Source organism: Arthrobacter sp. D1-17 (assembly GCF_054130535.1).
The window spans coordinates 3,650,828-3,673,652 of the sequence record NZ_CP096382.1; the positions used below are offsets into that span (position 1 = coordinate 3,650,828).

A 22,825-nucleotide genomic window follows, 5' to 3' on the forward strand; every position below is an offset into this window, starting at 1 on the left:
CCCCCATTCGTTCGGGCCGGTCCCGTCGGGGTTCACCGTGGTGACTCGCCGGGGTCAGCGCCGTTCATGAGAATGCCCCGAATATCATCGCCGGCTTCCGCGGTGTTGACCGCAGGGCTCAGCGCAAGAGTTCCGGGGCTCTTACCACCCAAGTTTAGCGGATGGGCAGCAGAAGTGCCGTCAGGCTGCCCCGCCTGCCCTGCCTGTCCGTAACGCATCCCCGCAGCGCATTGGCCCCCAGCCCGTTTGCCAACAGCCCGTTGGCCCACGGCTCGTTTGCCAACAGCTCGTTTGCCCACAGCGGGGAGCGTGAAAACGAACAGGCTCCCGGTGACGAGCGCGGCCCCCACCCAGGCCAGTGCCGGCAGGCGTTCACCGACAACCAGCACCGCCAGGACGGCGGCCACCACGGTCTCGGCGAGGGAGAGCGCGGTTGCCGTACTGGCGCGGACACGGGCCAGCCCCCAGCCAAAGAGGACGTAGCCAGCGAACATCGGGACAAGCGCCATGTACGCGCCGACGGCAATGTTCTGCCAGGAGGCGATGAGGGGCGCTCCGGTGATGGCCAGCACGGGCATGAGCAGGAGCCCGCCCAGGCCGAAGACCGTTCCCATCACTGCAGAGGAGGGAACACCGGTGTTCATCAGGCGGTGCGCTGCCCAGGAGTAGAGCGCGTAGGTAAGTCCGGCGACCAGCCCGAGGCCGATGCCGGCCGGCGCGGACCAGCTTGCGACGGCGGCGCCCGGCGCCCCGTGTCCCGCTGCCGGATCCGCAAAGCACAACAGGGCGGCGCCCGAAAGACCCAGCACCGCGCCCACGGACCAGCGCCGCGTGAAGCCCCTTTTGTCCACAATGCGTTCGATCACGGCGGAGGCAAGAGGGGCTGAACCGATGGAGACAACGGTTCCCACCGCCACTCCCGCCAGGTGCATTGAGGAGTAGAACGCCAGCGGGTACGTGGCCACGGCCAGCGCTCCCAGTGCAGCCGGTTGCCACTGGCGGCGCAGAGCACCGGCGAAGGCCCGGACCGGTCCTGCCGCAAGAGCCGCCTGGAGCAGGCCGCCCAGACCCATGGCCGCGGCGCCGATGGCGAGCGGGCTGACGTCCGGAGCGAAGGTCGCCGCTGTGCCCGTTGTCCCCCACAGGACCGACGCCGCCAGCACAAACGATGCGCCCCACACAGGCCCTCGAAAGCCGGCCCCTGTCACAGGCTGCCGATCAGGCCGGATGCGAGGGTGCGGGCTTCCTTGACACAGCTGTCATTGCCCTCAAGGCCTGCACGGACCATGGCCCCCTCCAGCAGGTAGGCCAGGTGCCGGGCAAGAGGGACCGCCCGCTCTGGCGTGTCTGCAAGCATCTCGCTCAGATGCCCGGACAGCAGCGCTTCAACTTCTTCCTTGTGGCGCCGGACCACCTCCCTGCCCGAATCCCCCGCCGGCAGCTCGGCTGCAGCGTTCAGCAGCCCGCAGCCCCTGAAGCCGCGCTCGTAGGCGAGGTCGGCGTGGTCTGCATATGCGTCGAAGACAGCCAGGACCCGATCCTTCGCACCCGCCGCTTTTTCCAGCCGCTTCCGGTATAGCCCCAGCCACTCCTCGTGGCGGGCATTCAGGTACGCCGTCACCAGCTCAGCCTTCGAAGAGAAGTTGTTGTAAAGGCTCTTCTTCGCCACGCCCGCCTCGGCAGTGATGGCGTCAACGCCCGTTCCGGCCAGTCCGTCTGCATAGAAGCGCCGCGAGGCCGCGTCGATCAGCGCCTGACGCGCATGCCCCCTGCCGGGACGGCTCTTGGGCGCTGACTGCTGCTGTCCGGCCATGATGTTCCCCGCCTCAACCTCTAGTAGGTAGACCAGTATACCTACTAGAGGGCATGGGACGGGCGCTTCCTCCGGCTTGCTAAACTGATAAGGATCGACCAGGAATCGATCCACCCTCATTTCAAACCGTCCCGGACCGGCGTGCCGCTTCATGTGGCGTGCGCCCACCTCCCGGTGCGGCAGCGTGACCGATCCCCGCAGGAGATACCGCACTTATATGACAGCCATGGCTACTGAATCTTTTCGTGAACAACTCCTGGGCCGCCGTTACGAGCCCAATGTCGCAGCTGTCAATGAACTGTGCGACTCCCTCCAGAGCGCAAAGCCTGGCACGCAGGTCCCCTACGTCGACCCCATGCACGACGTCGACGAGTGCCGCATCATCAGCCTGTTCTCCAACATCGGCGCCGCATCGCCGTCCGGCTTCATCACCGCCGGCGATGACGATGCCGCCGCGCGCATGCTCGGCCTGCAGTGGAAGCTGGGGCTGCGGCCGGAGTTTGTCATGCCGTGGAATGTGCATCCCTGGCACGTTTCGGGTGAACTCAACGGCAAGTTCACCCCGGACCAGATTTCGGCTGGCCTAAAGCCGCTGCTGAAGTTCCTGGCCCTTGTCCCCCGCGCGTCCGTCATCGTGGCCCACGGCACCGAGGCGAACCGGCTTGCCATCATGCTGCTCAAGACCGAAGTTCCGCTGCTGTGGCGCCGCGGCCTGAAGACCTACAAGGTCCGCTCCCTCAGCGGCCGCGCCTTCGCCGGCACGCCTGCCCGCCAGCAGCAGTACCTCGACGAGATGCACGTCGTCTACACGGACGCCATGGCCCGGACCGGACTGGCGAAAGCCGCCAGCTAGCCCTTCATTGGATGACTAATCGAACGACTGATTGGACGACGGCGGGCGGTTACCTTTCCCTGGAAAGGTAACCGCCCGCCGTCGTTATTAGTTCACTTGTACTGCTTGGCCTCGATGGCTGCCTTGGCCTTCGGGTCCGAGTCATTGAGGAACTTCTCAATGCGCTCGGGTTCCTCGGCCTCGTTGATGGCTGCTGCGGCGCGGCCGAGCGAGTACAGGGCGCGAAGGAAGCCGCGGTTGGGTTCATGCTCCCAAGGAATGGGACCGACGCCGCGCCACCCGTTGCGCCGCAGCGAGTCCAGGCCCCGGTGGTAGCCGACCCGGGCGTAGGCGTAGGAGTCAATGGTGCGGCCCTCAGCCCACGCTTCCTCAGCCAGGACGGCCCAAAGCAGCGAGGACGTGGGGTGCTTTTCCACGATGTCCAGTGCCTCCTGGCCTGCCTCCAGCTGTTCGTAGACCTCGGTCTCGGCAGGCAGGAGAGTGGGCTCAGGGCCCATCAGGTTCTTGCGGAACTCGTCAGACATGCTTAGAAGGTCTTGCCAGCGGAACCGAGCTGCTGCGTTGCTTCCACGACGCGGGCCGCGAGGCCGGCTTCGGCGGAGGCGCCCCAGACGCGGGGGTCGTAGGTCTTCTTGTTGCCGACTTCGCCGTCAACCTTGAGCACGCCGTCGTAGTTCTTGAACATGTGGTCCGCAACCGGGCGGGTGTAGGCGTACTGGGTGTCGGTGTCGATGTTCATCTTGATCACGCCATAGGACACGGCGTCCGCGATCTCCTGGTCGGAGGAGCCGGAGCCGCCGTGGAACACGAGGTCGAACGGGTTGTCCTTGCCAATGCGGGCACCGACCTGGGCCTGGATGTCCTTGAGGATTTCCGGGCGCAGCTTCACGCCGCCGGGCTTGTACACGCCGTGCACGTTGCCGAAGGTCAGGGCGGTGATGTAGCGGCCGTTCTCGCCGGCGCCGAGGGCCTCGATGGTGGCGAGGGCGTCGTCCACGGTGGTGTACAGCTTCTCGTTGATCTCGTTTTCGACGCCGTCTTCCTCGCCGCCGACAGTGCCGATTTCGACTTCAAGAATGATCCTGGCGGCAGCGGCGCGTTCCAGCAGCTCGCGGCCGATGCGCAGGTTCTCGTCCAGGGTCTCGGCGGAGCCGTCCCACATGTGCGAGTTGAAGATGGGGTCCTTGCCGGCCTTGACTGCCTCTTCGGAGGCTGCCAGCAGCGGCAGGACGAAGCCGTCGAGCTTGTCCTTGGGGCAGTGGTCCGTGTGCAGGGCGATGTTGACGTTGTAGTTCTTGGCTACTTCACGGGCAAACGCCGCGAAGCCCAGGGAACCGGCAACCATGTCCTTCGTGGAGGCGCCGGACCAGTAGGCGGCACCGCCGGTGGAGACCTGGACGATACCGTCAGACTCGGCCTCGGCGAAGCCCCGCAGGGCTGCGTTCAGCGTCTGGGAGGAGGTGACGTTGACCGCCGGGAATGCGAAGCCGCCCTTTTTTGCGCGGTCGATCATGTCGGCGTAGACGTCTGGGGTTGCAATGGGCATGCTGACTCCTAAAGTGAATTTCGTCTGCGGGTTGGGTTGACCCTGGAGTAAACCTCGTCGGCTAGAACCATCCTAGTCATTTCTTTGCCCGTGCCGTGGTTCGGGTCACTCAGCCGGGTAACACTTGCGCTGGTGCCATCCGGGCAGGAGTTAGACGCGCTGACCGAACACATGCCGGCGCACCCAGGCGTGCATTGCAATCGCCGCCGCGGAGCCCGCGTTGATGGAGCGGGTGGAGCCGAACTGTTCGATCGACAGCGTCGCTTCCGCGGCCTCGTGCACCTCCGGCGTCAGGCCCGGCCCCTCCTGGCCGAAGACCAGCACGCATCTGCGCGGCAGCTCGTACGTTTCCAGCGGCACCGAATCGGGAAAGATGTCGATGCCGATGATCGTCAGCCCCTCCCCCTGCGCCCATGCCACGAAATCCTCCACCGTGGGGTGGTGGCGGACGTGCTGGTAGCGGTCGGTGACCATCGCCCCGCGGCGGTTCCACCGCCGTCGTCCGATGATGTGCACCTCCTTGGCGAGGAACGCGTTGGCGGTGCGCACCACGGTTCCGATGTTGAGGTCGTGCTGCCAGTTTTCGATGGCGATGTGGAAGTCGTGCCGCTTGGAGTCCAAGTCCGCGACGATCGCCTCGTGCTTCCAGTAGCGGTACCTGTCCACCACGTTGCGCCGGTCACCGTCGGCGAGGAGGTCAGGGTCCCAGTGGCCACCTTCGGGCCACTCGCCTTCCCAGGGCCCGACGCCGACCTCCGCCTTCGGGTCCGGAGTTTCCTCGGTGGGCGGTTGCGGTTCGGGCGGGGTACCGGGCGTTTCAGTCACCCCTCAACACTAGACTGGGCTCCGGAACATCCATCAGCGGCGGAGGAAGACATGGCAGAAGCGGACCAGGTAAAGGAATCGGCAGCGGTATACCGAAGCGGGCAGGACATCGAGTGCTGGCTGACCGACATGGACGGCGTCCTGGTGCACGAAAACCACGCGGTCCCCGGCGCCGCGGAACTGATCCAGCGCTGGGTGGACACGTCCAAGCGCTTCCTGGTGCTGACCAACAACTCCATCTTCACTCCCCGGGACCTTGCCGCCCGGCTCCGTGCCTCCGGCCTTGAGATCCCGGAAGAAAACATCTGGACCTCCGCCCTCGCCACGGCGCAGTTCCTCAAGGACCAGGTGCACGGCTCCGATTCCGGCAATCGCGCCTACACCATTGGTGAAGCGGGATTGACGACGGCGCTGCACGAGGCCGGCTTCATCCTTACCGACCAGAACCCTGACTTCGTAGTGCTCGGCGAGACCCGCACCTACTCGTTCGAGGCGATTACCATGGCGATCCGCCTGATCCTCGCCGGGGCCCGCTTCATCGCCACGAACCCGGATGCCACCGGCCCCTCCAAGGATGGCCCCATGCCGGCCACCGGAGCCATCGCGGCGCTGATCACGAAGGCCACCGGCCGCGAACCGTACATCGTGGGCAAGCCGAACCCCATGATGTTCCGCTCCGCCATGAACCAGATCGATGCCCACTCCGAAACCACTGCCATGATCGGCGATCGGATGGACACGGACATCGTGGCAGGCATGGAAGCGGGCCTGCACACGGTGCTGGTGCTCAGCGGCATCACTCAACGAGAGGAAATCGCCGGCTACCCCTTCCGGCCCAACCAGGTTCTGGACTCCGTGGCGGACCTCAAGAGCCAGATCTGACAGCCTGCCGGAAGGGCGCCGCTAGAACGGCGTCATTTTCCCTCCGCCTGCCGGCTGGGGCAGGACTTCGTCCTGCAGGCTGGCCAGGATGGGCCTGTAGACGAACGGGTTCCAGCCCGGGCTGGCGTGGGCGGGAAGCGCCCCCTCGGTGCGGAGTTCCGCAGAGGCCATGTTCGCCGAAAACGTGCGCGCCCAGGACTGGTGTGCCGTCTGGTAGTTGACGGTCTGGTCCCGGGGATTTCCGATGTAGGCCATCCGGGCATTTCCGATACCGCCGGCGAACCGGGTGGCATCGAAGTGGTAGATATACGCGGATTCTGACTGGATCAGCACGCTGGAGGGTGCGATCGGAGACAGCTGCTCGAGGGTCTGGTCAAGGATCTGACGCCACGTGCGCTCGTTCTTGTGCACCACCCGCTCTCCCAGCTCGTAGCCGCCCCGCAGCACCGACGGCACCCGGAACCCGCGCTCGTACAGGAAGACCACACCGTCGAACCAGCTTTGGTCCAGCACGTCGTACTTGCTGTACGGACTGGAGTCCAGGACGATGAGGGCCACTTCCACGCCATGCAGTTCGAGCAGGCGGGCCGCCACCTGCGTGGCCACCATCCCGCCGAAACTGTGGCCATAAAAGTAGAGCGTGGTCAGGTTACGGGCCCGGACGTGCTCGATCACAGCGATGACGATCTGGTCGATGTCCAGACCGAGGTTTGAATAGCCGACGGCGGCCAACTGGCCTCGCTGGTTCAGCGTTCCCCGCAGCGAGTTCAGGATCCACTGCGCCTCTTCCCAGCTGGTCTTGTAGCCGGGGAACAGAAACCAGCTGGCATTCGGGAAATAACGGGCCGCGAAATCGTCCTCCACCACGAGGATCTTGTGCACCTGGCGCTGCGCCTGGACCTGCTGGGTCAGCAGCATGTCCGCGGCCAGAACCGATGCCGCCCCCGCACTGGTGAGGAAGGCCCTGCGGGAAAACTGTTTCAGGTCGGAGGCATGGCGGATGAGCCGGGTCGTGTCAGAACCCGGCTGCAGCTCCGGACCTGGGGATCCTTCATACGGCACTCATCTACCCTAGGCACACTTTAAGGGCGGGCACACGTCGATGGGGCAGGCGCAACAAAGGCGCCGGCAACATGGACCCAGCTGTTGCTCCGCTGCGGCAGGTCAGCTTCCGGCTGCCTGCTTCCCCGCCGCCTCAAAGAGCTCACGCCGGCTGAGTTCCTCGCAGATGGCTTCGTACTGTGCGAGGAGTTCATTCCCGCAGCGCCCTGCGGGATCGTCCAGCAGCCCGAAAACGGCATCGCTGGCTGCGAGCAGTTCCGGAGAGGAGTAACTGGTGAGCGGGGAAAACGCCGTGGAGACCGGAGCAATGGCCTGCTGGGAGGAATCCGGCAAGACGGCCAGGTTTGTCCCGCTTTGCGCCATGTCCTGGCCGCTGCCGGCCATGACCACCAGGGAGACCCCTGGCCCGGCCGCAGATGACGGTGCCTGCAGGCAGCAGTCCTGGGCGTTCAGGTCTATGCGCAGGCCAGCGAGCGCGGATGATTCCACGAAGGCGGCGCGGGAAAGGTCCACCGTGATGGGATACGTTATGCCCAGGCCGCGGATCCGCTGGATTTCCTGCAGAAGGTCCGGCCGGGATGCCCGGGCGAGACTGCCGCGCACGGCGATCCGGACGGTCTTGGCCGAGGGGTCGACGTTAACATGGGAATCAAGATGGTTGTCCATAGGTACTCCAAAAGAGGCTTCTATGGCCGACGGCTCAACCTTGGTCAGCGTATCCCGGCGTGCCCGTAGGCACAAGCAGCTAGCCTGCCTGCACCTGTCCCGGCTCCTGGAAGTGAGTCCGCGCGTCGGCGCCGCCCACCGAGTTCACCAGGGACGCGGCAATGTCCCGGAGCTTGACGTTGCTGTTGCTCGAGGCGTCAGTGAGGATGCGCACCGCTGTTTCCTGGCTGCACCTGTTTTGGGCCATGACGATGCCGATGGCGATGTCGATCACGGTCCGCGACTCGAGCGTTGCGCGCAGGTTTGCGGCCCTGTCCGAGTGCAGTGAAAACCTGACCGCAAGCCGAAGGGCCTCCGAGATTTCACGGGTGTAGCCGCGGGCGTGGGCGATGGCAGCGTCGTCGAACTTGCGCGGGGCCTCGGAGTACAGGTTCAGTGCCGCCTTGGCTTCACCCTGGAGGCTGAAGGGCAGCGAGAGTACGGAGCGCAGCCCGTGGGATGCCACGGCATTGGCATAGTCGGGGCCCCACCGGTTCTCCTTGAGAAGGTCCGGGACGTGGACCTCCCGTTCTTCCTCCGCCGCTGTGAGGCACGGGCCCTGGGACAGCGAGTACTGAATTTCGTCCACTTCCCGGGCAGAGTCGCTGCTCCAGCCGATGGTGGCAGCCTTGCGGTCGCGCAGCAGGGTGATGCCGCACAGGGCGTCGTCGCCTTCGCCGGCCATCTGGTGCGCGGAGTACCGCGCAAGCCCGTTCAGGAAGGCCTCAAAGTCGGCGCTCTCCAGGATAAGGTTCTGGATTTGCTCGACACTGGTCAGGGCGCGGGGAGTACTGGTCCGGTTTTGATCGGGCATGCGCATAGCGGGGCTACTCCAGGTGGGATTCTGTTGCGGGGTACGCAAATACTAGGTCACCCTGAAACTGCCGTCCACACCGGGTCGGTTCAGTTCAGCCCGAGCTCGTCCTTGCCAAACGCAAACAGATAAGGGACGCCGGTCTCCGCCTCAATCTTTTCCTTGGCCCCGGTGTCGCGGTCGACGATCACGGCGACGGCGACGACGTTGCCGCCGGCTTTCCGGACACCTTCAACGGCCGTCAAGGCGGAGCCGCCGGTCGTGGACGTATCCTCCAGGACCAAAACCTTGCGGCCCTCGACGGACGGGCCCTCCACCTGGCGGCCCATGCCGTAGGACTTTTGCGCCTTGCGGACAACGAAGGCGTCCACGGCGCGGCCCGCGTCCGCAGCTGCGTGCATCACCGCTGTGCCGACGGGGTCGGCCCCCATAGTGAGTCCACCCGCGCACTCAAAGTCGATCCCGGCGTCGTCCGCCAGTGCAAGCATGACCTGGCCAACAAGTTTGGAGGCCTCGTGGTGAAGGGTGATACGGCGCAGGTCGATGTAGTAATCCGCTTCCGCCCCGCTGGACAGGATCACCTTGCCGCGGACCACCGCGAGTTCCTTGATCAGTTCAAGAAGGCGGGCACGGGCAGCAGCAGCATCTGCTGCAGGAACACTGGTGGCAGTCATGGGGTCCAGTTTAGTGGTTCACCGGATTGTGAAAGCGCCACCCTATGCCACCGCCCGTGGGTCCTGCCGGCGGGCGAACCCCGGCGCATGCTCGGGCCTGGGACCAAAGGCGATCAGGCGGGGCATGATCTTGCGGGCGGCCGGCACGTGCTGCGCCACGAACAGCGGCAGAGCCGGCGCCCCTGCCCTTCTTCCTGTAAACAGCGGCACAAAGACGGCGCGGTGCATGGCGCGCTGCGCCGTCTGCACAACAACGGTGGGCATCCACCGGCGGCGCTGCACCGCCGCGAGCTCCTTCAGGGTGACCTGCCCGCGCAGAAGCGCCGGGGCAAGCTGCGCTGCTGCCGCCACGGCGTCCTGAATGGCGAGGTTTATTCCAACTCCCCCGGCGGGCGACATCGCGTGGGCCGCATCTCCGATGCACAGCATCCCGTCGACGTACCACCGCCGCAGCCGGTTGAGCCGCACGTCGAGCCAGTGCAGGTCATCCATGGAGCGAATCGCATCTACACGGTCCGCAAGGTCTGGCCGCAGACCGGCGACCCGTTCCCTGAACCGTTCCACGCCCTCACGGCGGAGCCGGGCGTCCGCACCTTTGGGTCCCAGATAGCCCATCTGGTAGTAGTCGGTCCTGAACAGGGCGATCATGGCTTCACCCTCCCGGAAGGCAGGCACGATCCCGGCCACTTCCCCTTTTTCCGAGGGATAGCGTGGCAGCTTGAACCACCAGGTGTCGAACGGCACCGGGAATTCCGTGGGCACGAGGCCTGCAGCCTGCCGCAGAGCGGAGTGCCGCCCGTCCGCGGCCACCACCAGGTCCGCTCGGATCTCGCCCTCGGCCCCCGCCGTGGTTCCGTACCGCACTCCGGCGACCCGCCCGCCGTCGTACACCAAGGACGTTGCCTTATGCTCCATCCGCAGTGTGAAGGTGGGTTCTTCCGCGGCCGCTTCGGCCAGGAAGTTCAGGAAGTCCCACTGCGGCATCATGGCGATGTAGTTGTAGGGCGGGCGCAGGGATGCAAAATCACCCAGGGTCACCAGGCCGGCGCCGGGCACGGGGAAGGCGACGTTGCGCAGGCGGCTTTGGGGCAGCGCCCGGAAGGCGCTCCCTAAACCCAGTTCGTCAATGAGCCGGATGGTGGCTGCATGCACGGTGTCGCCACGGAAATCCCGGAGGAAATCGCGATGTTTTTCAAGCACGGTGACTTTCACGCCGGCCCTGGCCAGCAGCAGGCCCAGCATCATGCCTGCCGGTCCACCGCCGGCCACCACGCACCCTGTTCGCTCCATGGAACAACGCTACGCCTCCGCTGTTCCAAGCGTGCGCAGAGCCGGCGAGTCCCTGTGCCAGAAAGACATTCCACGCCTGTGGGTCCGCAGGACACAGTTGAGCAGGGCTTGCACTGCTGGCTAGTGTGGGTCACATGCGCGAACTCCAGGCCAGGATCATCGAAGAAATGGGCGTCCAGCCCCGGATCGACCCCGCAGAGGAGGTGCGCAAACGAGTCACTTTCCTTAAGGAATACCTGAAAGCCACCGGCACCAAGGGCTTCGTCCTGGGCATTTCGGGGGGCCTCGACTCTTCCCTGGCCGGAAAGCTCGCCCAACTGGCGGTCGAGGAGCTTGCCTCCGAGGGTGTTGACGCAAACTTTGTTGCTGTCCGCCTTCCCTACGGCGTGCAGCACGATGAGGACGACGCTCGGGCGGCCCTGGACTTCATCCAGGCGAAGACAGAGTGGACCTTTAACATCTCCGCCGCAGTGGACGGCTTCGAGGAGGAATTCGAGAAGACCGTAGGCAACGGAATCTCGGACTTCCACAAGGGCAACACCAAGGCCCGCACCCGCATGATCGCCCAGTACGCTTTGGCCGGCGAGCACAACTACCTCGTGATCGGCACCGACCACGGCGCAGAGTCCGTGACCGGATTTTTCACGAAATACGGCGACGGCGGTGCCGACATTCTGCCGCTGTTTGGCCTGAACAAGCGGCAGAACCGCGCTCTCCTGGAGCACCTCCGCGCTCCGGAACGGGTCTGGAAGAAGGTGCCCACCGCGGATCTGCTGGACGACAAGCCCGGCCGGACGGATGAGGACGAGCTGGGCCTGACGTACGACCAGATCGACGATTACCTCGAGGGCCGCGACGTGGAGGAGAACGTCGCGGAGCTGATCGAGGAAAAGTACCTCCGCACGCGGCACAAGCGCACCGTTCCTGTCTCTATCTTCGACACCTGGTGGAAGCATAAGGACCGGAAGAACCGCGGGTGGGGATCTGACCTGAGCCGGCTGGGCTGATGTAACCCCCGGCTGATGTAACCCCGCTGATGTCACCAGGAATTACGGCAGCAGCACGATCTTGCCGCGGGCGTGTCCCGAGCGGCTGATCTCCAGTGCGTCCACCGCTTCAATCAGCGGCATTCGCTGGGAGACCGGGAACGTGACCTGGCCGTCCGCGGCCAGCGTGGCTGCATCCTGGACGCGTCCTCCCTGCAGCCGGAGCGGTGCGATTCCTGCGTCCGTTGACAGTTGGCCGGGAACCGTGGTCACTGCCCTGCTCCGGTCCTGAAGCATGGCCAGCGTAGCCGCCACCGTTTCCTCAGTTCCCACTGTGTCAAGGACGGCGGTCACCTCCCCCTGCCCCTGGACGCGTTCGGCCAGGCCGCTGCCGTACGCCACCGGAAGCGCTCCCAGTTGCTCCAGGAACTCATGATTGCCCTCAGACGCAGTGCCTATGACTGTAGCTCCGAAGAACTGGGCCATTTGGATAGCGGCTGAGCCCACCCCGCCTGCTGCCCCATGGATCAGGAGCGTGTCTCCCTCGCCGACGTCAAGCTGTTTAAGTGCCGAGTAGGCCGCGCCCCCGGCGACAGGAATGCAGGCTGCCTGCTCGAAGTCGACACCGATGGGCAGGGGTGTCAGTTCATCCGCCGGCACCAGCGCTTCGGTGCGGTAGCCGCCCATGATCCCGTTCCAGATGACTTCATCGCCTGGGGTAAAGCCCTCGAAGGCGGGACCCACGGCCGTCACCACGCCCGCCGCCTCGCATCCTGGCACCGCCGGGAACGCAAGCGGAAACCACTGTTTCAGGTATCCGGCCACGAGCTTCCAGTCCGCGGGATTGACACTCACGGCTCGGAATTCCACCCGGACTTGCCCGTCGCCCGGATCCTGCAGCTCTTCGGCCCCTACCTTCAGCACCTGCGGGCTGCCATATTCCTCGAAGTAGATCCTGGTGCTCACAGCAATAGCTCCTCGAATGGGGGAATGGCGATTTACTGCAAGAGTAGGCAGCGGTGCGGGTGATCACAACAGCCCCAGGTGGCCATCAAGCCGCTGCTACGGCGCACCCAGCTGGAGGCTGATCCGGTGGGCCTCCTCCATCAGCAGCCTGCCCAGCAACTCCTGCCGTTCGGGGCGGAAGCGCGGCTCGATACCTGTCAGGGACAGAGCCCACGCGGGCCGGCCCGCCTTGTCAAAGACCGCTGCACCCATGCCCCAGCTGCCTTCAAGCACTAGACCTGGGTTGACTGAGTAGCCGGTCTCCCGGGTGCGTTTCAGGTTGGCCCTGACCACGGTTTCAGTGTGAGCGTCCGCGAAGCGGCCGGCATGGTCCTCCCACGTCGCGAGGATCTGCTCCTGTTCGTCCTCAGGCAGGAAGGCCATGATGGCGGTTCCGGCGGAAGCGACCCCCAGCGGAAACCGGACGCCCTCGTGCAGCACGAACGAGCGCACGGGGAAGCTGCCTTCCTCGCGCAGCAGGCACACAGTCTCGTGGCCCCGGCGTATTGAAAAGAAGGAGCTTTCGCCGGTTTCCTCGGCAAGCCGTCGAAGGCTGGGCCTCGCGACGTCTTCCAGCGGGAAACGGGCTGATGCCACGGATCCCAGCAGCAGGATTTCCGGTCCCAACACCCAGTTTCCGGTGCGGGCATCATGATCCAGGAGCCCCTCCGCGGCCAAGGAGGTCAGCAGCCGGTGAACGGTGGGGCGGGTCAGCCCGGACTCCCGCACCAGCTCCACGAGCGGGTTCCCCTCAGGCTTGCGTCCGACAATGCGCAGGAGCGCGGCTATACGGCTCACCACCTGCGCTCCCTGGATGGGCATCTGGTTCATAAAAAACTCCCTTGATACTCATAATGTGGACACTCCTAAGCATACCGTCCACAGTGTAAGAAGCCCCGTATACGGCGTGGTAGTCAGCCTTGACACTGCCTGTCGGCGGCTCGTACGCTCGGGAACCTGAGGCCAAGTCCACAAGGTGGATACCCGTCATACCCACTCAATGAGGAGAAGACATGTCCAAACTGGAATCCGGCGCCGCTGAGGCCCTGCACGGTGTGCTGCAGGACGGCGTGACGCTCGCTGTCGGCGGTTTCGGCCTGAGCGGCATTCCGGCCGACCTGATTGAAGCAGTGCGCGACTCCGGCGTGCGGGACCTGACGGTGGTCTCGAACAACATGGGCGTGGACGGCAAGGGCCTGGGCATCCTCATCGAAGCCGGCCAGGTCCGCAAGGTCATCGCCTCCTATGTGGGTGAAAACAAGCTGTTCGCTGAGCAGTACCTCGCCGGGCAGCTCGAGGTGGAGTTCACGCCGCAGGGCACCCTCGCTGAACGCCTCCGGGCCGGCGGCGCAGGAATCCCGGCGTTTTATACAAAGACAGGAGTGGGCACTCTGGTTGCCGAGGGCAAGCCGCTGGCAGAGTTCGACGGCGAAACATACATTCAGGAGCGCGCCATCCGTGCGGACGTCGCACTGGTCCACGCGCACACCGCCGATACTGACGGCAACCTGATCTACCGCTACACCGCGCGGAACTTCAACCCCGTGGTGGCCTCGGCAGGAGCAGTGACTGTTGCGGAGGCCGAGCTGATCGTAAAACCGGGTGAGCTGGACCCGAACCACATCGTGACGCCCGGCGTGTACGTTCAGCACCTGGTCCGCGCCAGCAACCGCATCAAGGACATCGAGCAGCGCACGGTCCGTCCGCGCACTGCAACTGCAGTACCCGCCTGATACCGGCACCCAGCCCGAACGAACACTTAAGCCTCCACTTTCTTTAGGACAAGGAGTACCCCATGGCCTGGACCAGGGATGAAATGGCTGCCATCGCGGCGGAAGAACTGAACGACGGCGACTACGTCAACCTCGGCATCGGCATCCCGACGCTCGTCGCTAACAATTTGCCCGACGGCGTCCGCGTGGTGCTGCAAAGCGAGAATGGCCTGCTTGGCATGGGCCCCTTCCCGTTCGAGGGCGAGGAAGACGCCGACCTCATCAACGCCGGCAAGCAGACCGTCACGGTCCTGCCCGGCGGCAGCATTTTCGACTCCGCCACCTCCTTCGGCATGATTCGCGGCGGGCACGTAAAGGTGGCCATCCTGGGCGCCATGCAGGTGTCCGGCGACGGCGACCTCGCCAACTGGACCATCCCGGGAAAGATGGTCAAGGGCATGGGCGGCGCAATGGACCTCGTCGCCGGGACCCCGCGCGTGGTGGTGCTCACCGAGCACAATGCCAAGGACGGCAGCCCCAAGATAGTCGCCCAATGCAGGCTCCCGCTCACCGGCGTCGCCGTGGTGGACCGGATCATCAGTGACCTGGCGGTCTTTGATCTTGTGCGGAACGAACAGGAAGCAGGCGGCGGCCGGCGGCTCACGCTCACCCGCCTCGCACCCGGCGTCAGCCTTGTGGACATTCACAAAAAGACGGAAGCGGCATTCGACATCGCCCTCGAATTTGAAGGAGCCACCGCATGAGTTTGAAGGAACAGTTCGGCAAGGATGTCCTGCTCACAGGATGGGGCCACAGCCGCTTCGGCAAACTCACCGACGAGACGCTTGAGTCCCTGATCGTCCAGGTTGCCACGGAAGCGATCAGCAATGCAGGTATCGAAGCCGGCCAGATCGATGAAATCTACCTTGGCCAGTTCAACTCCGGCATGATGCCGCTGGCCTTCCCGTCCTCCCTGGCCCTGCAGGTCTCGGACCAGCTCGCCAATGTTCCCGCTACGCGCGTCGAAAACGCCTGCGCCTCCGGCTCGGCCGCATTCCAGCAGGGCACCAAATCACTGCTGGCGGGAACCGCGAAGACCGTCCTTGTCATCGGTGCCGAAAAGATGACGCATGCAGGGGCCGACGTGGTGGGGTCTGCTCTTCTCGGAGCTGACTATGACATGGCCGGTCAGGCATCCACGACCGGCTTCACCGGGCTCTTCGCAGACGTCGCCAAACACTACGAGAAGCGCTACGGCCGGGTTTCCGACGTCCTAGGCACCATCGCCGCGAAAAACCACCGCAACGGTGTAGACAACCCCTACGCCCAGCTGCGCAAGGACCTCGGCGAAGAGTTCTGCCGCACCGTCTCAGACAAAAACCCCATGGTGGCCGATCCCCTGCGGCGTACCGACTGCTCCCCCGTGTCCGATGGCGCTGCCGCCGTCGTTCTCTCCACCTCGCCCGGCGCCGGCCCCGGCGCCACCTTCCCCGTCCGGCTCACCGGCTTCGGGCAGGCGAATGACTTCTTTCCAGCGGCACGCCGCGACCCCACGGCCTTCGCTGCCACGCGCGTCTCCTGGCAGCGGGCGCTGGGGATGGCGGGCGTCGGACTGGAAGACCTGGACTTCGCCGAGGTTCACGACTGCTTCACCATCGCCGAGCTCCTGATGTACGAGGCCATGGGCCTGGTCGGTCCCGGCCAGGGCGCACGGGCAGTGGAGGAAGGCTGGGTGTTCAAGGACGGCAAACTGCCCGTCAACGTCTCGGGCGGGCTCAAGGCGAAGGGCCATCCCGTGGGCGCCACGGGTGTGTCCCAGCACGTTATCGCCGCCATGCAGCTCACCGGGACCGCCGGCGGCATGCAGCTTGCCAGCCCCCGCCGCGCGGCGGTGCAGAACATGGGCGGAGTGGGGATCGCCAACTACGTCAGCATCCTTGAGGCCGTCTAACCCCTTTCTGAATGTACCGCCTTCTAGATTTACCGCCCTGCTGAAAGTCCCCAGCTTTGAATGACGACGGCGGCGCGTCGCACCAAAAGTGCGGCGCGCCGCCGTACTTCGGTGCGAAAGGTGGGCCAATTCAGCGGCGCGGGCCGGGATGAGCGCTAGCCGCGGCCGCGGATAAGCGCTGCAATCGCCACGAAGCCCAGGCGTTCGGCGTTCTCCAAGGCCGTCCGTCCCTGGGGATCGCGGATGTCGGGGTCCGCACCGGCAGCAAGCAGCAGCCGGACAACCTCCTGCTGCCTTGGGCCGCCGTCAATCAGGAGGATGGCCTCCTGCATTGCCGTCCAGCCTAGGTTGTTAACGTGGTTGACCGGGACGCCGGCGGCAATCAGGATCCGGACGGTCTCCACATGGCCATGTTCGCTGGCCGGAATGAGGGCCGTCCCGCCAAAGCGATTGGTGCTCGTCACGTCCGCACCGTTGGCCAGGGTCAGCCGGAGGACCTCGTTAAAACCTTCGGCACCGGCATACAGGAAGGCCGAGTCCTGGACGGCGTCCTTGGCATTGACGTTCCCGCCGGCCCGGATCAGCTCCTTGACCAGCGGCACGTCGTTGGCCTTCGCCGCACGGATTAGCCGCTGGTCCAGCTCTGCCTGGGCTTCTGGCGACAACGGGGGGCGGGAAGAAACGGCAGGCTGCCCTGCCGGCGGCTTTGTCTTGGTCGCGTCCGGCTTTGGCTGTGGCGGGGCGGAAACGGCGGCCGGCGACTCCCCGGCAGCGGCACTGCCCGAGGCAGGGTTGTCCGCAGCGGATCCGGCAGCGGCGCTGCCCGAGGCACTGCTGTCTGCAGTGCTTTCGCTTGCCCCGCCCCCTGCATCCCCGGAACTGCAGCCCGCCAGCACCGCCACGGCCAGGCCCAAGGCCGCCATCGGGAGTGTTGCCTGCCTGCCACGCTGCATCCGCGCCATATGCAGAGCCTACCCAGCAGCGCCGGCGAGAACAGTAGCCCCGGCATTGGCGCAGGCCTCGTCGAGCTTGCCGTCAGGAGCGCCGCCGACGCCGATCCCCGCCACAGACACACCATTGACCTTCAGCGGAACGCCGCCGGGCAGGAACAGGGTGCCGGGCAGGTCGGCGATGCTCGATCCGGTGCCTGTGATCCGCTTGGCCAGCTCGCTGGTGGGGGCACCGAAGGCGGCTGCGGTGTAGGCCTTCTGCTTGGCTGATTCGATGGTGTGCTCGGCTGCGTTGTCTCCCCTGAGGAGCGCCTGAACGGTGCCAAAACGGTCGACAAGCGCCACGGTAACGAAGGGCAGCTTGTCCGCCTGGCACTTGGCCAGCGCCGCCCCCACAGCCTTGGCCGATGCCCCTACAGTGATGCGATTTTGCGACACGACGTTGTTCTGGCCGGGCTGGACGTCTGCGGCCGGCACAACGGCCGGCGCTGCAACCGGCACTGCTGCCGGTGCTGCCGCCTGCGCCGAGGAGGCATTTCCGGCGTTTGCGGCGACCGAGGCTCCGGCGGTCAGGACGAGTGCCCCTGCGGCGGCGACGGCAAAAACCTTGTTGGACTTCTTCACGGTGTGCTCCTCTTGGTGCAGTTCGGGCTAAACTTGCGGCTGAACTTTCAGCCGACGATTCGGTACCTTTCCATAGTGCGCGGTGCCGGAACTGTGGCACATCAGGCATCTGTCGTCACCCGGCTCCGTCGAAAAGCCAGCGGTATCAGCCGAAAGTCTGAGAGACCAGCGACGGCGCGGGCAATAGCATGGGTGAATAGCATTTCCCCGACCGGAACCGGATCACCATGCCTGCCCCAGCCTCCGCACCTGTCCCGGCACCTGACGCTGAAAAATCGGCACCCGCAGCCGCCGAAGCACCTGCAAGCCTTGGCCGCATTGATGCCGCCGTCCACCTTGGCTTTGCTGTCCTGATGGTGGCATCCGTGGTCCGCTACGTGATGCGCCACAGCCCCGCAGACAACCTTGTAGTCCTGGGCCTGGCCGCGGCCTCGTGTTTTCTCTACGCGGTCATAGCGGTACTAGCCCAGCGGCGGCGGCCGTGGGCGGTCTGGATGTTCGCCCTCGTGGCGCTCTGGGCCGTGCTGGTCATCGCAGCTCCCAGCTTCGCCTGGTGCTCCTTTGCACCCTTCTTCCTTTGCCGCACTGCGTTTACGGGAACCGTGGCATACGTGGCCGCGGGAGCGACGGCGGCCGCAACCGCCGTCGGGCTGTTCCGCCTCAGCAACGGCTCTGACCTCGCCATGTTGCTCGGGCCGCTCGCCGTAGGTGCCATGCTGACGCTGATCTATGACCGCATAGAGCACGACGCCGCCGAGCAGCGCCGCCTGCACGCGGAAGTCTCGCGCACCCAAGGAGAATTGGCCGCCAGTGAGCGGCGGGCGGGGACCATCGCTGAACGCGAGCGGGTATCCCGGGAGATCCACGACACCGTTACGCAGGGGCTCGCCAGCAGTCTGCTTCTGCTGGAGGCGGCGCACCGTGCCTGGCCCGCGGAAGCATCCCGGCACGACCTCCGGGACGCGACTGAACTGCTCCGCCGGAACCTCGCCGAAACCCGCAGCCTGGTTCATGAATTGGCCTCCCCCGGCCTCGAGGCCTCCCCCCTGCCCGACGCGTTGCTGCAGGCCGCGATGCAGTACGTGCCGGAAGCCCGGTTGCTGGTGACGGGAGAGCCCCGGACCGTCCCCGCCGAAGTCCGGCATGCCCTCCTGCGGGTCGTCCAGAGCGCTGTGGCCAACATCAAGCTCCACGCTTCGGCCACCAGCACCACGCTCACGCTCGGTTTCCTGCCGTCGTCCGTCACCCTGGACATTTACGACGACGGAGCCGGCTTTGATCCCGCGGCGGCAGCACCGCCGTCGGACGCCGGAGGCTACGGGCTCCGGGCCATGCGGCAGCGCGTGGAGCAGCTGGGAGGCGTATTCTCGGTGGAAAGCACCCCAGGGGAAGGCACAATTGTGGCGGCGCAGTTGCCTGTGCATCCGACGGTCCACCAGGTCATTCACAGCGCGGGTCAGGAGGACACATGAACGCCATTACCGTGCTCCTTGTGGATGACCACCTCGTGGTCCGCAGCGGGCTCAAGTCTCTGCTGGGAACCCAGCCCGACATCACTGTCATTGCCGAGGCCGCCTCGGGTGAAGAAGCCTTGGACAAGGTGGACCAGCACCACCCGGCCGTAGTGGTGATGGACCTTGCCATGGGCGCCGGAATGGACGGCATCGAGGCGATCCGGAAGATCCGCAAGCGCAACAGCAAGCAGGCAGTGCTCGTCTTCACCACTTATGATTCGGACGCCGACATCGTGCGGGCCGTCGATGCCGGGGCCATGGGCTACCTCCTGAAAGACGCCGCACCGGAGGAGATCTTCGCCGCCGTCCGGGGGGCGGTCCAGGGAAAGAGTGTGATGAGCGCCCCGGTGGCCTCGCGGTTGTTCCAGCAGCTGCGGAACCCGGACGAAGTCCTCACGCCGCGCGAGGCGGAACTGCTCAGCCTCCTTATCGAGGGCCTCAGCAACCGCGAGCTCGGGCAGCGCCTTTTCATCTCGGAGGCCACGGTCAAGACACACCTGGCTCACATTTACGCGAAGCTCGGCGTGGAAACCAGGGCCGCCGCCATCGCCACTGCCATCAGGCGCGAAGGAATGCGCTGAGCGCCTGGGCAGTGGCGGCCGGGCACGAAGCTGCCCGACCGCAATATGTGGCGGAGCCGGCTGGCGTGGGCGCGGCTGGACTACTTGCCACATACCGGTCCCCGAGCTGAGGAGCAGTTTTATGCGCGCAACGATCATCCACGGCCCCGGAGACATCAGGGTGGAAGACCGGGACTACCCTGCGGTCCAGCTGCCCACCGACGCAGTGGTTAGGGTAGCGGCGGCCTGCGTGTGCGGCTCCGACCTCTGGCCGTACCGGGGCGTGAAGCCCATCCACCGGCCCACAGCCATCGGCCATGAGTTTATCGGAGTGGTGGAGAGCGTCGGCAACGACGTGCAGGGCATCAGGGAAGGCGACTTCGTGGTCGCGCCCTTCGTGGTCAGCTGCGGCGAGTGCCCGCAGTGCCGCAACGGCGTCACCGTGGCCTGCGACAGGCTCGCTGGCTGGGGCGGACACGACGACTCGGGGCATGGGATCGACGGCGGGCAGGGCGAGGCGGTGCGTGTCCCGATGGCCGGGTCCACGCTCGTTCCGGTGCCCGGCGTCAGGGACCCGGATGACGCACTCCGCAAAAACCTGCTCACGCTGTCCGATGTGATGGCCACCGGCCACCACGCCGCGCTCAGCGCCCAGGTCTCCGCGGGCAGGACTGTGGTGGTTGTCGGCGACGGCGCAGTGGGTCTCTGCGGGGTGTTGGCAGCGAAGCGGCTCGGGGCAGAGCGCGTTATCGCGATGTCCCGCCACGCCGACCGGCAGGCTCTTGCGAAGGAATTTGGCGCCACGGACATAGTTGCGGAACGCGGGGATGCGGGTGTGGCGAAGGTCCGTGAGCTGCTGGGCGGCGTGCTGGCCGATTCAGTGCTGGAGTGCGTGGGGACCAAGGAGTCCATGGAGCAGGCGCTGCACTCGGTCCGCCCAGGAGGGGTGCTCGGCTACGTCGGCGTTCCGACCGGGGGCGCGGAGATCCCGCTGCGCTACCTGTTCGACAAAAACATCACCGTCTCCGGCGGCATGGCTCCGGCACGCACCTATATACCGGAACTGCTGGCCGACGTGCTCGCGGGCAAGATCAACCCCGGCCGGGTATTCGACGTGGAAATGTCTTTGGAAGAGGCGCCTGAGGCGTACAAAGCGATGGACCAGCGCCGGGCCATCAAGGTGCTGCTGGCGCCCTGACAGCCCCACCAAGCGCCTTTTCCCTGCGCGGGAACACCGCTCCGAGCCCCGGCTGAGGTATCAAACGTGGCCGTGGCCTGCGGTAATGGATGGGACGGATGATGACTGCAGCTATTGCACCCTCAGCGTGCTGCCCCTAGGTTGGAGACAGGGGAAAAGATTCTCCTCATCTGCCTGCCGCAGGAGCAGGACCAGAAATAAGGGTTACAAAGGAAGTAGCAGCACATGGCAACAGGCACAGTTAAATGGTTCAACGCCGAAAAGGGCTTCGGATTCATCGCTCCGGATGACGGATCTGCAGATGTTTTCGCACACTACTCGGCAATTGCCAGCAGCGGCTACCGCTCCCTGGATGAAAACCAGAAGGTCGAATTCGAGGTGACCCAGGGCCCCAAGGGTCCGCAGGCAGAGAACATTCGCCCACTCTAACTGTTTACCAAAACTCCCCTGTCCGTGCCTGGCACGGCAGGGGAGTTTTGGTTTGCCACCGTCCACCGGTCCGGCATTGCTGCACCGCTTCGCCGCGGCATCTCCTTGCCGAAGACTGCCCTGCCGCAACCCATAGGCAAGGGACCAACCGGAAAAGCAGTGCAAAAATGCCGGGCCGGGACTAAAGCACCCCGAGCCCTAGACGAAGGCTGACTTCCCGGTGACGGCCCGGGCCACGATCAGCGAGTTGATCTCGTAGCTGCCCTCGTACGTGTAGAGGATTTCGGCATCCCCGAACAGCTTGCCCATCTCGAAATCGCTGCTGATGCCGTTGCCGCCGAGCAGCGAGCGCCCCATCGCCACAGACGAGCGGGCGAGCCGGGTGGTGGTGGACTTGGCCATCGCAGCCTGTGCCATCTCCAGCCTGCCCTCCTCCTGAATCCGGGCGACCTGCGCCATCAACGCCAGTGACGCCGATGCGTTGCCCAGAATTTCGGCCAGTTGCTGCTGAATCAGCTGGAAACGGGCCAGCTCCCTGCCGAACTGCCGGCGCTGCAGGGAATAGGAGCGCGCGACGTCAAAGGCCGCCAGCTGGATCCCTGCCCCCTGCCACCCCACCCAGGCACGCGAGTCCCGCAGCAGCTCGTTGGCTGTGGAAAAGTCCGTCGCTCCGGGAAGCAGGTTGGCTTCCGGGATACGGACATCATCCAGCACGATGTCTGCGTTCTGCATGATGCGCAGGCCGATCTTGTTGGAGATCTTGGTGGCGGTGTACCCGGGGCGATCGGTTTCAACAATGAAGCCCTTAATCTGCTGATCGGCCTCATCACGTGCCCATACAAGGGCGAAATCCGCGATCGTGCCTGCGCCGATCCACCGCTTGCAGCCGCTAATCACCCACTCCCCATCCTCGAGGCGGGCCGTGGTTGCCAGGCCCCCCGCGATATCCGAGCCGTGGTCCGGCTCCGTCAGGGCGAAGGCGCCCAATTGGGTGAACGCCGTCAGGCCCGGCAGCCAGCGCCGCTTCTGTTCCTCGGAACCCAGCGCATGGACCATGCCGACAATAAGCTCATTATGGATGCCCACGAGGGCGGAAAGAGACACGTCGGCCCTGGCCACTTCGACGTACATGAGGCCTTTGAACAGCCGGGACGTACCGTCAGTCTGCAGCCCTCCGAGCCCCCGTTTCCCCATCTCGGCCAGCAGCCCGAAGGGAAACTCCTCCCTGTTCCAGTAGTCAATGGACTGCGCCCTGACCCTGGACTGGAGAAACTCCCGGATCTCCATGTACCGCTTCCGTTCGTCCGCAGCCAGCAGATCGGCAATGTACAGAAGGTCGGCGTCGGGGAAAGGCGGGAGCGGCCAGCCGAGTTCCCCTGCTTCAGGACCGGGAACAGCCGGCCCATCCTCCCCTTCACACCCGGGAGCCGTC

25 protein-coding genes are annotated in these 22,825 nt (G+C 65.4%); 10 read left to right on the forward strand and 15 right to left on the reverse strand.

Features of this window, described 5'->3' with window-relative positions; genetic code table 11:
• Positions 1-32 precede the first annotated feature (32 nt).
• Both M1E01_RS16815 and M1E01_RS16820 read right to left on the reverse strand, forming a co-directional pair.
• On the reverse strand, positions 33-1,181 hold the full coding sequence (locus tag M1E01_RS16815; protein ID WP_457972663.1) for a DMT family transporter: 1,149 nt from the start codon (positions 1,179-1,181) through the stop codon (positions 33-35).
• 23 nt (positions 1,182-1,204) lie between these two features.
• On the reverse strand, positions 1,205-1,813 hold the full coding sequence (locus M1E01_RS16820; RefSeq protein ID WP_457972664.1) for a TetR/AcrR family transcriptional regulator: 609 nt from the start codon (positions 1,811-1,813) through the stop codon (positions 1,205-1,207).
• 217 nt (positions 1,814-2,030) lie between these two features.
• Here M1E01_RS16820 and M1E01_RS16825 point away from each other — a divergent pair, with 217 nt between their 5' ends.
• Positions 2,031-2,666: a uracil-DNA glycosylase gene (locus M1E01_RS16825; protein ID WP_457972665.1), complete on the forward strand. Its 636-nt coding sequence runs from the start codon at positions 2,031-2,033 to the stop codon at positions 2,664-2,666.
• Positions 2,667-2,758: 92 nt separating this feature from the next.
• Here M1E01_RS16825 and M1E01_RS16830 read toward each other — a convergent pair whose 3' ends face one another.
• The 3 genes from M1E01_RS16830 to M1E01_RS16840 all read right to left on the reverse strand — a co-directional run bounded on the left by M1E01_RS16830 (position 2,759) and on the right by M1E01_RS16840 (position 5,037).
• Positions 2,759-3,190, reverse strand: a complete 432-nt coding sequence (locus M1E01_RS16830) for a DUF3151 domain-containing protein (RefSeq protein WP_457972666.1) — start codon at positions 3,188-3,190, stop codon at positions 2,759-2,761.
• 2 nt (positions 3,191-3,192) lie between these two features.
• The gene (gene fbaA, locus M1E01_RS16835) at positions 3,193-4,212 is read right to left on the reverse strand and encodes a class II fructose-bisphosphate aldolase (protein ID WP_457972667.1); all 1,020 of its coding nucleotides are present in this window, start codon (positions 4,210-4,212) and stop codon (positions 3,193-3,195) included.
• Between the two features lie 150 nt (positions 4,213-4,362).
• Entirely contained in the window at positions 4,363-5,037 is a 675-nt protein-coding gene (locus tag M1E01_RS16840; protein ID WP_457972668.1) for a TrmH family RNA methyltransferase, read from the reverse strand.
• Positions 5,038-5,088: 51 nt separating this feature from the next.
• On the opposite strand from M1E01_RS16840, the gene M1E01_RS16845 reads away from it, so the two are divergent.
• On the forward strand, positions 5,089-5,919 hold the full coding sequence (locus tag M1E01_RS16845; protein ID WP_457972669.1) for an HAD-IIA family hydrolase: 831 nt from the start codon (positions 5,089-5,091) through the stop codon (positions 5,917-5,919).
• A 21-nt stretch (positions 5,920-5,940) separates the two neighbouring features.
• On the opposite strand, the gene M1E01_RS16850 is transcribed toward M1E01_RS16845, so the two are convergent.
• The 5 genes from M1E01_RS16850 to M1E01_RS16870 form a co-directional block, all read right to left on the reverse strand.
• Complete coding sequence (locus tag M1E01_RS16850) at positions 5,941-6,981, reverse strand: thioesterase domain-containing protein (RefSeq protein ID WP_457972670.1); 1,041 nt, start codon at positions 6,979-6,981, stop codon at positions 5,941-5,943.
• A 102-nt stretch (positions 6,982-7,083) separates the two neighbouring features.
• On the reverse strand, positions 7,084-7,647 hold the full coding sequence (locus M1E01_RS16855; RefSeq protein ID WP_457972671.1) for a hypothetical protein: 564 nt from the start codon (positions 7,645-7,647) through the stop codon (positions 7,084-7,086).
• Between the two features lie 79 nt (positions 7,648-7,726).
• On the reverse strand, positions 7,727-8,500 hold the full coding sequence (locus M1E01_RS16860) for a GAF and ANTAR domain-containing protein (RefSeq protein WP_457972672.1): 774 nt from the start codon (positions 8,498-8,500) through the stop codon (positions 7,727-7,729).
• A gap of 89 nt (positions 8,501-8,589) precedes the next feature.
• On the reverse strand, positions 8,590-9,174 hold the full coding sequence (gene pyrE / locus M1E01_RS16865) for an orotate phosphoribosyltransferase (RefSeq protein ID WP_457972673.1): 585 nt from the start codon (positions 9,172-9,174) through the stop codon (positions 8,590-8,592).
• A gap of 42 nt (positions 9,175-9,216) precedes the next feature.
• Entirely contained in the window at positions 9,217-10,464 is a 1,248-nt protein-coding gene (locus tag M1E01_RS16870; protein ID WP_457972674.1) for an FAD-dependent oxidoreductase, read from the reverse strand.
• 134 nt (positions 10,465-10,598) lie between these two features.
• On the opposite strand from M1E01_RS16870, the gene nadE reads away from it, so the two are divergent.
• On the forward strand, positions 10,599-11,471 hold the full coding sequence (gene nadE / locus M1E01_RS16875) for an ammonia-dependent NAD(+) synthetase (protein ID WP_457972675.1): 873 nt from the start codon (positions 10,599-10,601) through the stop codon (positions 11,469-11,471).
• Positions 11,472-11,513: 42 nt separating this feature from the next.
• On the opposite strand, the gene M1E01_RS16880 is transcribed toward nadE, so the two are convergent.
• Both M1E01_RS16880 and M1E01_RS16885 read right to left on the reverse strand, forming a co-directional pair.
• Entirely contained in the window at positions 11,514-12,416 is a 903-nt protein-coding gene (locus M1E01_RS16880; RefSeq protein ID WP_457972676.1) for an NADP-dependent oxidoreductase, read from the reverse strand.
• A gap of 96 nt (positions 12,417-12,512) precedes the next feature.
• The gene (locus M1E01_RS16885; RefSeq protein ID WP_457972677.1) at positions 12,513-13,286 is read right to left on the reverse strand and encodes an IclR family transcriptional regulator; all 774 of its coding nucleotides are present in this window, start codon (positions 13,284-13,286) and stop codon (positions 12,513-12,515) included.
• Between the two features lie 182 nt (positions 13,287-13,468).
• Between M1E01_RS16885 and M1E01_RS16890 the strand changes: the two genes are divergently transcribed.
• The 3 genes from M1E01_RS16890 (at position 13,469) to M1E01_RS16900 (ending at position 16,118) form a co-directional block, all read left to right on the forward strand.
• Positions 13,469-14,188 (forward strand): CoA transferase subunit A, encoded by a 720-nt coding sequence (locus M1E01_RS16890; RefSeq protein ID WP_457972678.1) that lies wholly within the window; start codon positions 13,469-13,471, stop codon positions 14,186-14,188.
• A 62-nt stretch (positions 14,189-14,250) separates the two neighbouring features.
• Positions 14,251-14,931, forward strand: a complete 681-nt coding sequence (locus tag M1E01_RS16895) for a 3-oxoacid CoA-transferase subunit B (protein ID WP_457972679.1) — start codon at positions 14,251-14,253, stop codon at positions 14,929-14,931.
• A complete protein-coding gene (locus M1E01_RS16900; RefSeq protein WP_457972680.1) occupies positions 14,928-16,118 on the forward strand; it encodes an acetyl-CoA acetyltransferase in 1,191 nt (396 codons plus the stop codon). The genes M1E01_RS16895 and M1E01_RS16900 overlap by 4 nt, the downstream gene beginning before the upstream one ends.
• Before the next feature lie 155 nt (positions 16,119-16,273).
• Here the strand turns inward: M1E01_RS16900 and M1E01_RS16905 are convergent, their stop codons facing one another.
• Both M1E01_RS16905 and M1E01_RS16910 read right to left on the reverse strand, forming a co-directional pair.
• A complete protein-coding gene (locus M1E01_RS16905) occupies positions 16,274-17,080 on the reverse strand; it encodes an ankyrin repeat domain-containing protein (RefSeq protein ID WP_457972681.1) in 807 nt (268 codons plus the stop codon).
• A gap of 9 nt (positions 17,081-17,089) precedes the next feature.
• Positions 17,090-17,692, reverse strand: a complete 603-nt coding sequence (locus M1E01_RS16910) for a GlcG/HbpS family heme-binding protein (protein WP_457972682.1) — start codon at positions 17,690-17,692, stop codon at positions 17,090-17,092.
• Between the two features lie 227 nt (positions 17,693-17,919).
• On the opposite strand from M1E01_RS16910, the gene M1E01_RS16915 reads away from it, so the two are divergent.
• The 4 genes from M1E01_RS16915 to M1E01_RS16930 all read left to right on the forward strand — a co-directional run bounded on the left by M1E01_RS16915 (position 17,920) and on the right by M1E01_RS16930 (position 21,393).
• The gene (locus M1E01_RS16915) at positions 17,920-19,164 is read left to right on the forward strand and encodes a sensor histidine kinase (protein WP_457972683.1); all 1,245 of its coding nucleotides are present in this window, start codon (positions 17,920-17,922) and stop codon (positions 19,162-19,164) included.
• Complete coding sequence (locus tag M1E01_RS16920) at positions 19,161-19,787, forward strand: response regulator (RefSeq protein WP_457972684.1); 627 nt, start codon at positions 19,161-19,163, stop codon at positions 19,785-19,787. The genes M1E01_RS16915 and M1E01_RS16920 overlap by 4 nt, the downstream gene beginning before the upstream one ends.
• 121 nt (positions 19,788-19,908) lie before the next feature.
• On the forward strand, positions 19,909-20,964 hold the full coding sequence (locus M1E01_RS16925) for a zinc-dependent alcohol dehydrogenase family protein (RefSeq protein WP_457972685.1): 1,056 nt from the start codon (positions 19,909-19,911) through the stop codon (positions 20,962-20,964).
• Between the two features lie 225 nt (positions 20,965-21,189).
• Entirely contained in the window at positions 21,190-21,393 is a 204-nt protein-coding gene (locus M1E01_RS16930; RefSeq protein WP_003799085.1) for a cold-shock protein, read from the forward strand.
• Between the two features lie 198 nt (positions 21,394-21,591).
• Here M1E01_RS16930 and M1E01_RS16935 read toward each other — a convergent pair whose 3' ends face one another.
• Entirely contained in the window at positions 21,592-22,725 is a 1,134-nt protein-coding gene (locus M1E01_RS16935; RefSeq protein ID WP_457975008.1) for an acyl-CoA dehydrogenase family protein, read from the reverse strand.
• Positions 22,726-22,825 lie beyond the last annotated feature (100 nt).

Excerpts from the sequence above, each read along its gene's own strand:
- M1E01_RS16915 (WP_457972683.1), top strand. The coding sequence starts at position 17,920 with ATGCCTGCCCCAGCCTCCGCACCTGTCCCGGCACCTGACGCTGAAAAA.
- M1E01_RS16895 (WP_457972679.1), top strand. The coding sequence starts at position 14,251 with ATGGCCTGGACCAGGGATGAAATGGCTGCCATCGCGGCGGAAGAACTG.
- M1E01_RS16900 (WP_457972680.1), top strand. The coding sequence starts at position 14,928 with ATGAGTTTGAAGGAACAGTTCGGCAAGGATGTCCTGCTCACAGGATGG.
- M1E01_RS16830 (WP_457972666.1), bottom strand. The coding sequence starts at position 3,190 with ATGTCTGACGAGTTCCGCAAGAACCTGATGGGCCCTGAGCCCACTCTC.
- M1E01_RS16930 (WP_003799085.1), top strand. The coding sequence starts at position 21,190 with ATGGCAACAGGCACAGTTAAATGGTTCAACGCCGAAAAGGGCTTCGGA.
- M1E01_RS16905 (WP_457972681.1), bottom strand. The coding sequence starts at position 17,080 with ATGGCGCGGATGCAGCGTGGCAGGCAGGCAACACTCCCGATGGCGGCC.
- M1E01_RS16870 (WP_457972674.1), bottom strand. The coding sequence starts at position 10,464 with ATGGAGCGAACAGGGTGCGTGGTGGCCGGCGGTGGACCGGCAGGCATG.
- M1E01_RS16820 (WP_457972664.1), bottom strand. The coding sequence starts at position 1,813 with ATGGCCGGACAGCAGCAGTCAGCGCCCAAGAGCCGTCCCGGCAGGGGG.
- pyrE (WP_457972673.1), bottom strand. The coding sequence starts at position 9,174 with ATGACTGCCACCAGTGTTCCTGCAGCAGATGCTGCTGCTGCCCGTGCC.
- M1E01_RS16885 (WP_457972677.1), bottom strand. The coding sequence starts at position 13,286 with ATGAACCAGATGCCCATCCAGGGAGCGCAGGTGGTGAGCCGTATAGCC.
- fbaA (WP_457972667.1), bottom strand. The coding sequence starts at position 4,212 with ATGCCCATTGCAACCCCAGACGTCTACGCCGACATGATCGACCGCGCA.
- M1E01_RS16920 (WP_457972684.1), top strand. The coding sequence starts at position 19,161 with ATGAACGCCATTACCGTGCTCCTTGTGGATGACCACCTCGTGGTCCGC.
- M1E01_RS16890 (WP_457972678.1), top strand. The coding sequence starts at position 13,469 with ATGTCCAAACTGGAATCCGGCGCCGCTGAGGCCCTGCACGGTGTGCTG.
- M1E01_RS16855 (WP_457972671.1), bottom strand. The coding sequence starts at position 7,647 with ATGGACAACCATCTTGATTCCCATGTTAACGTCGACCCCTCGGCCAAG.
- M1E01_RS16845 (WP_457972669.1), top strand. The coding sequence starts at position 5,089 with ATGGCAGAAGCGGACCAGGTAAAGGAATCGGCAGCGGTATACCGAAGC.
- M1E01_RS16860 (WP_457972672.1), bottom strand. The coding sequence starts at position 8,500 with ATGCCCGATCAAAACCGGACCAGTACTCCCCGCGCCCTGACCAGTGTC.
- nadE (WP_457972675.1), top strand. The coding sequence starts at position 10,599 with ATGCGCGAACTCCAGGCCAGGATCATCGAAGAAATGGGCGTCCAGCCC.
- M1E01_RS16925 (WP_457972685.1), top strand. The coding sequence starts at position 19,909 with ATGCGCGCAACGATCATCCACGGCCCCGGAGACATCAGGGTGGAAGAC.
- M1E01_RS16825 (WP_457972665.1), top strand. The coding sequence starts at position 2,031 with ATGACAGCCATGGCTACTGAATCTTTTCGTGAACAACTCCTGGGCCGC.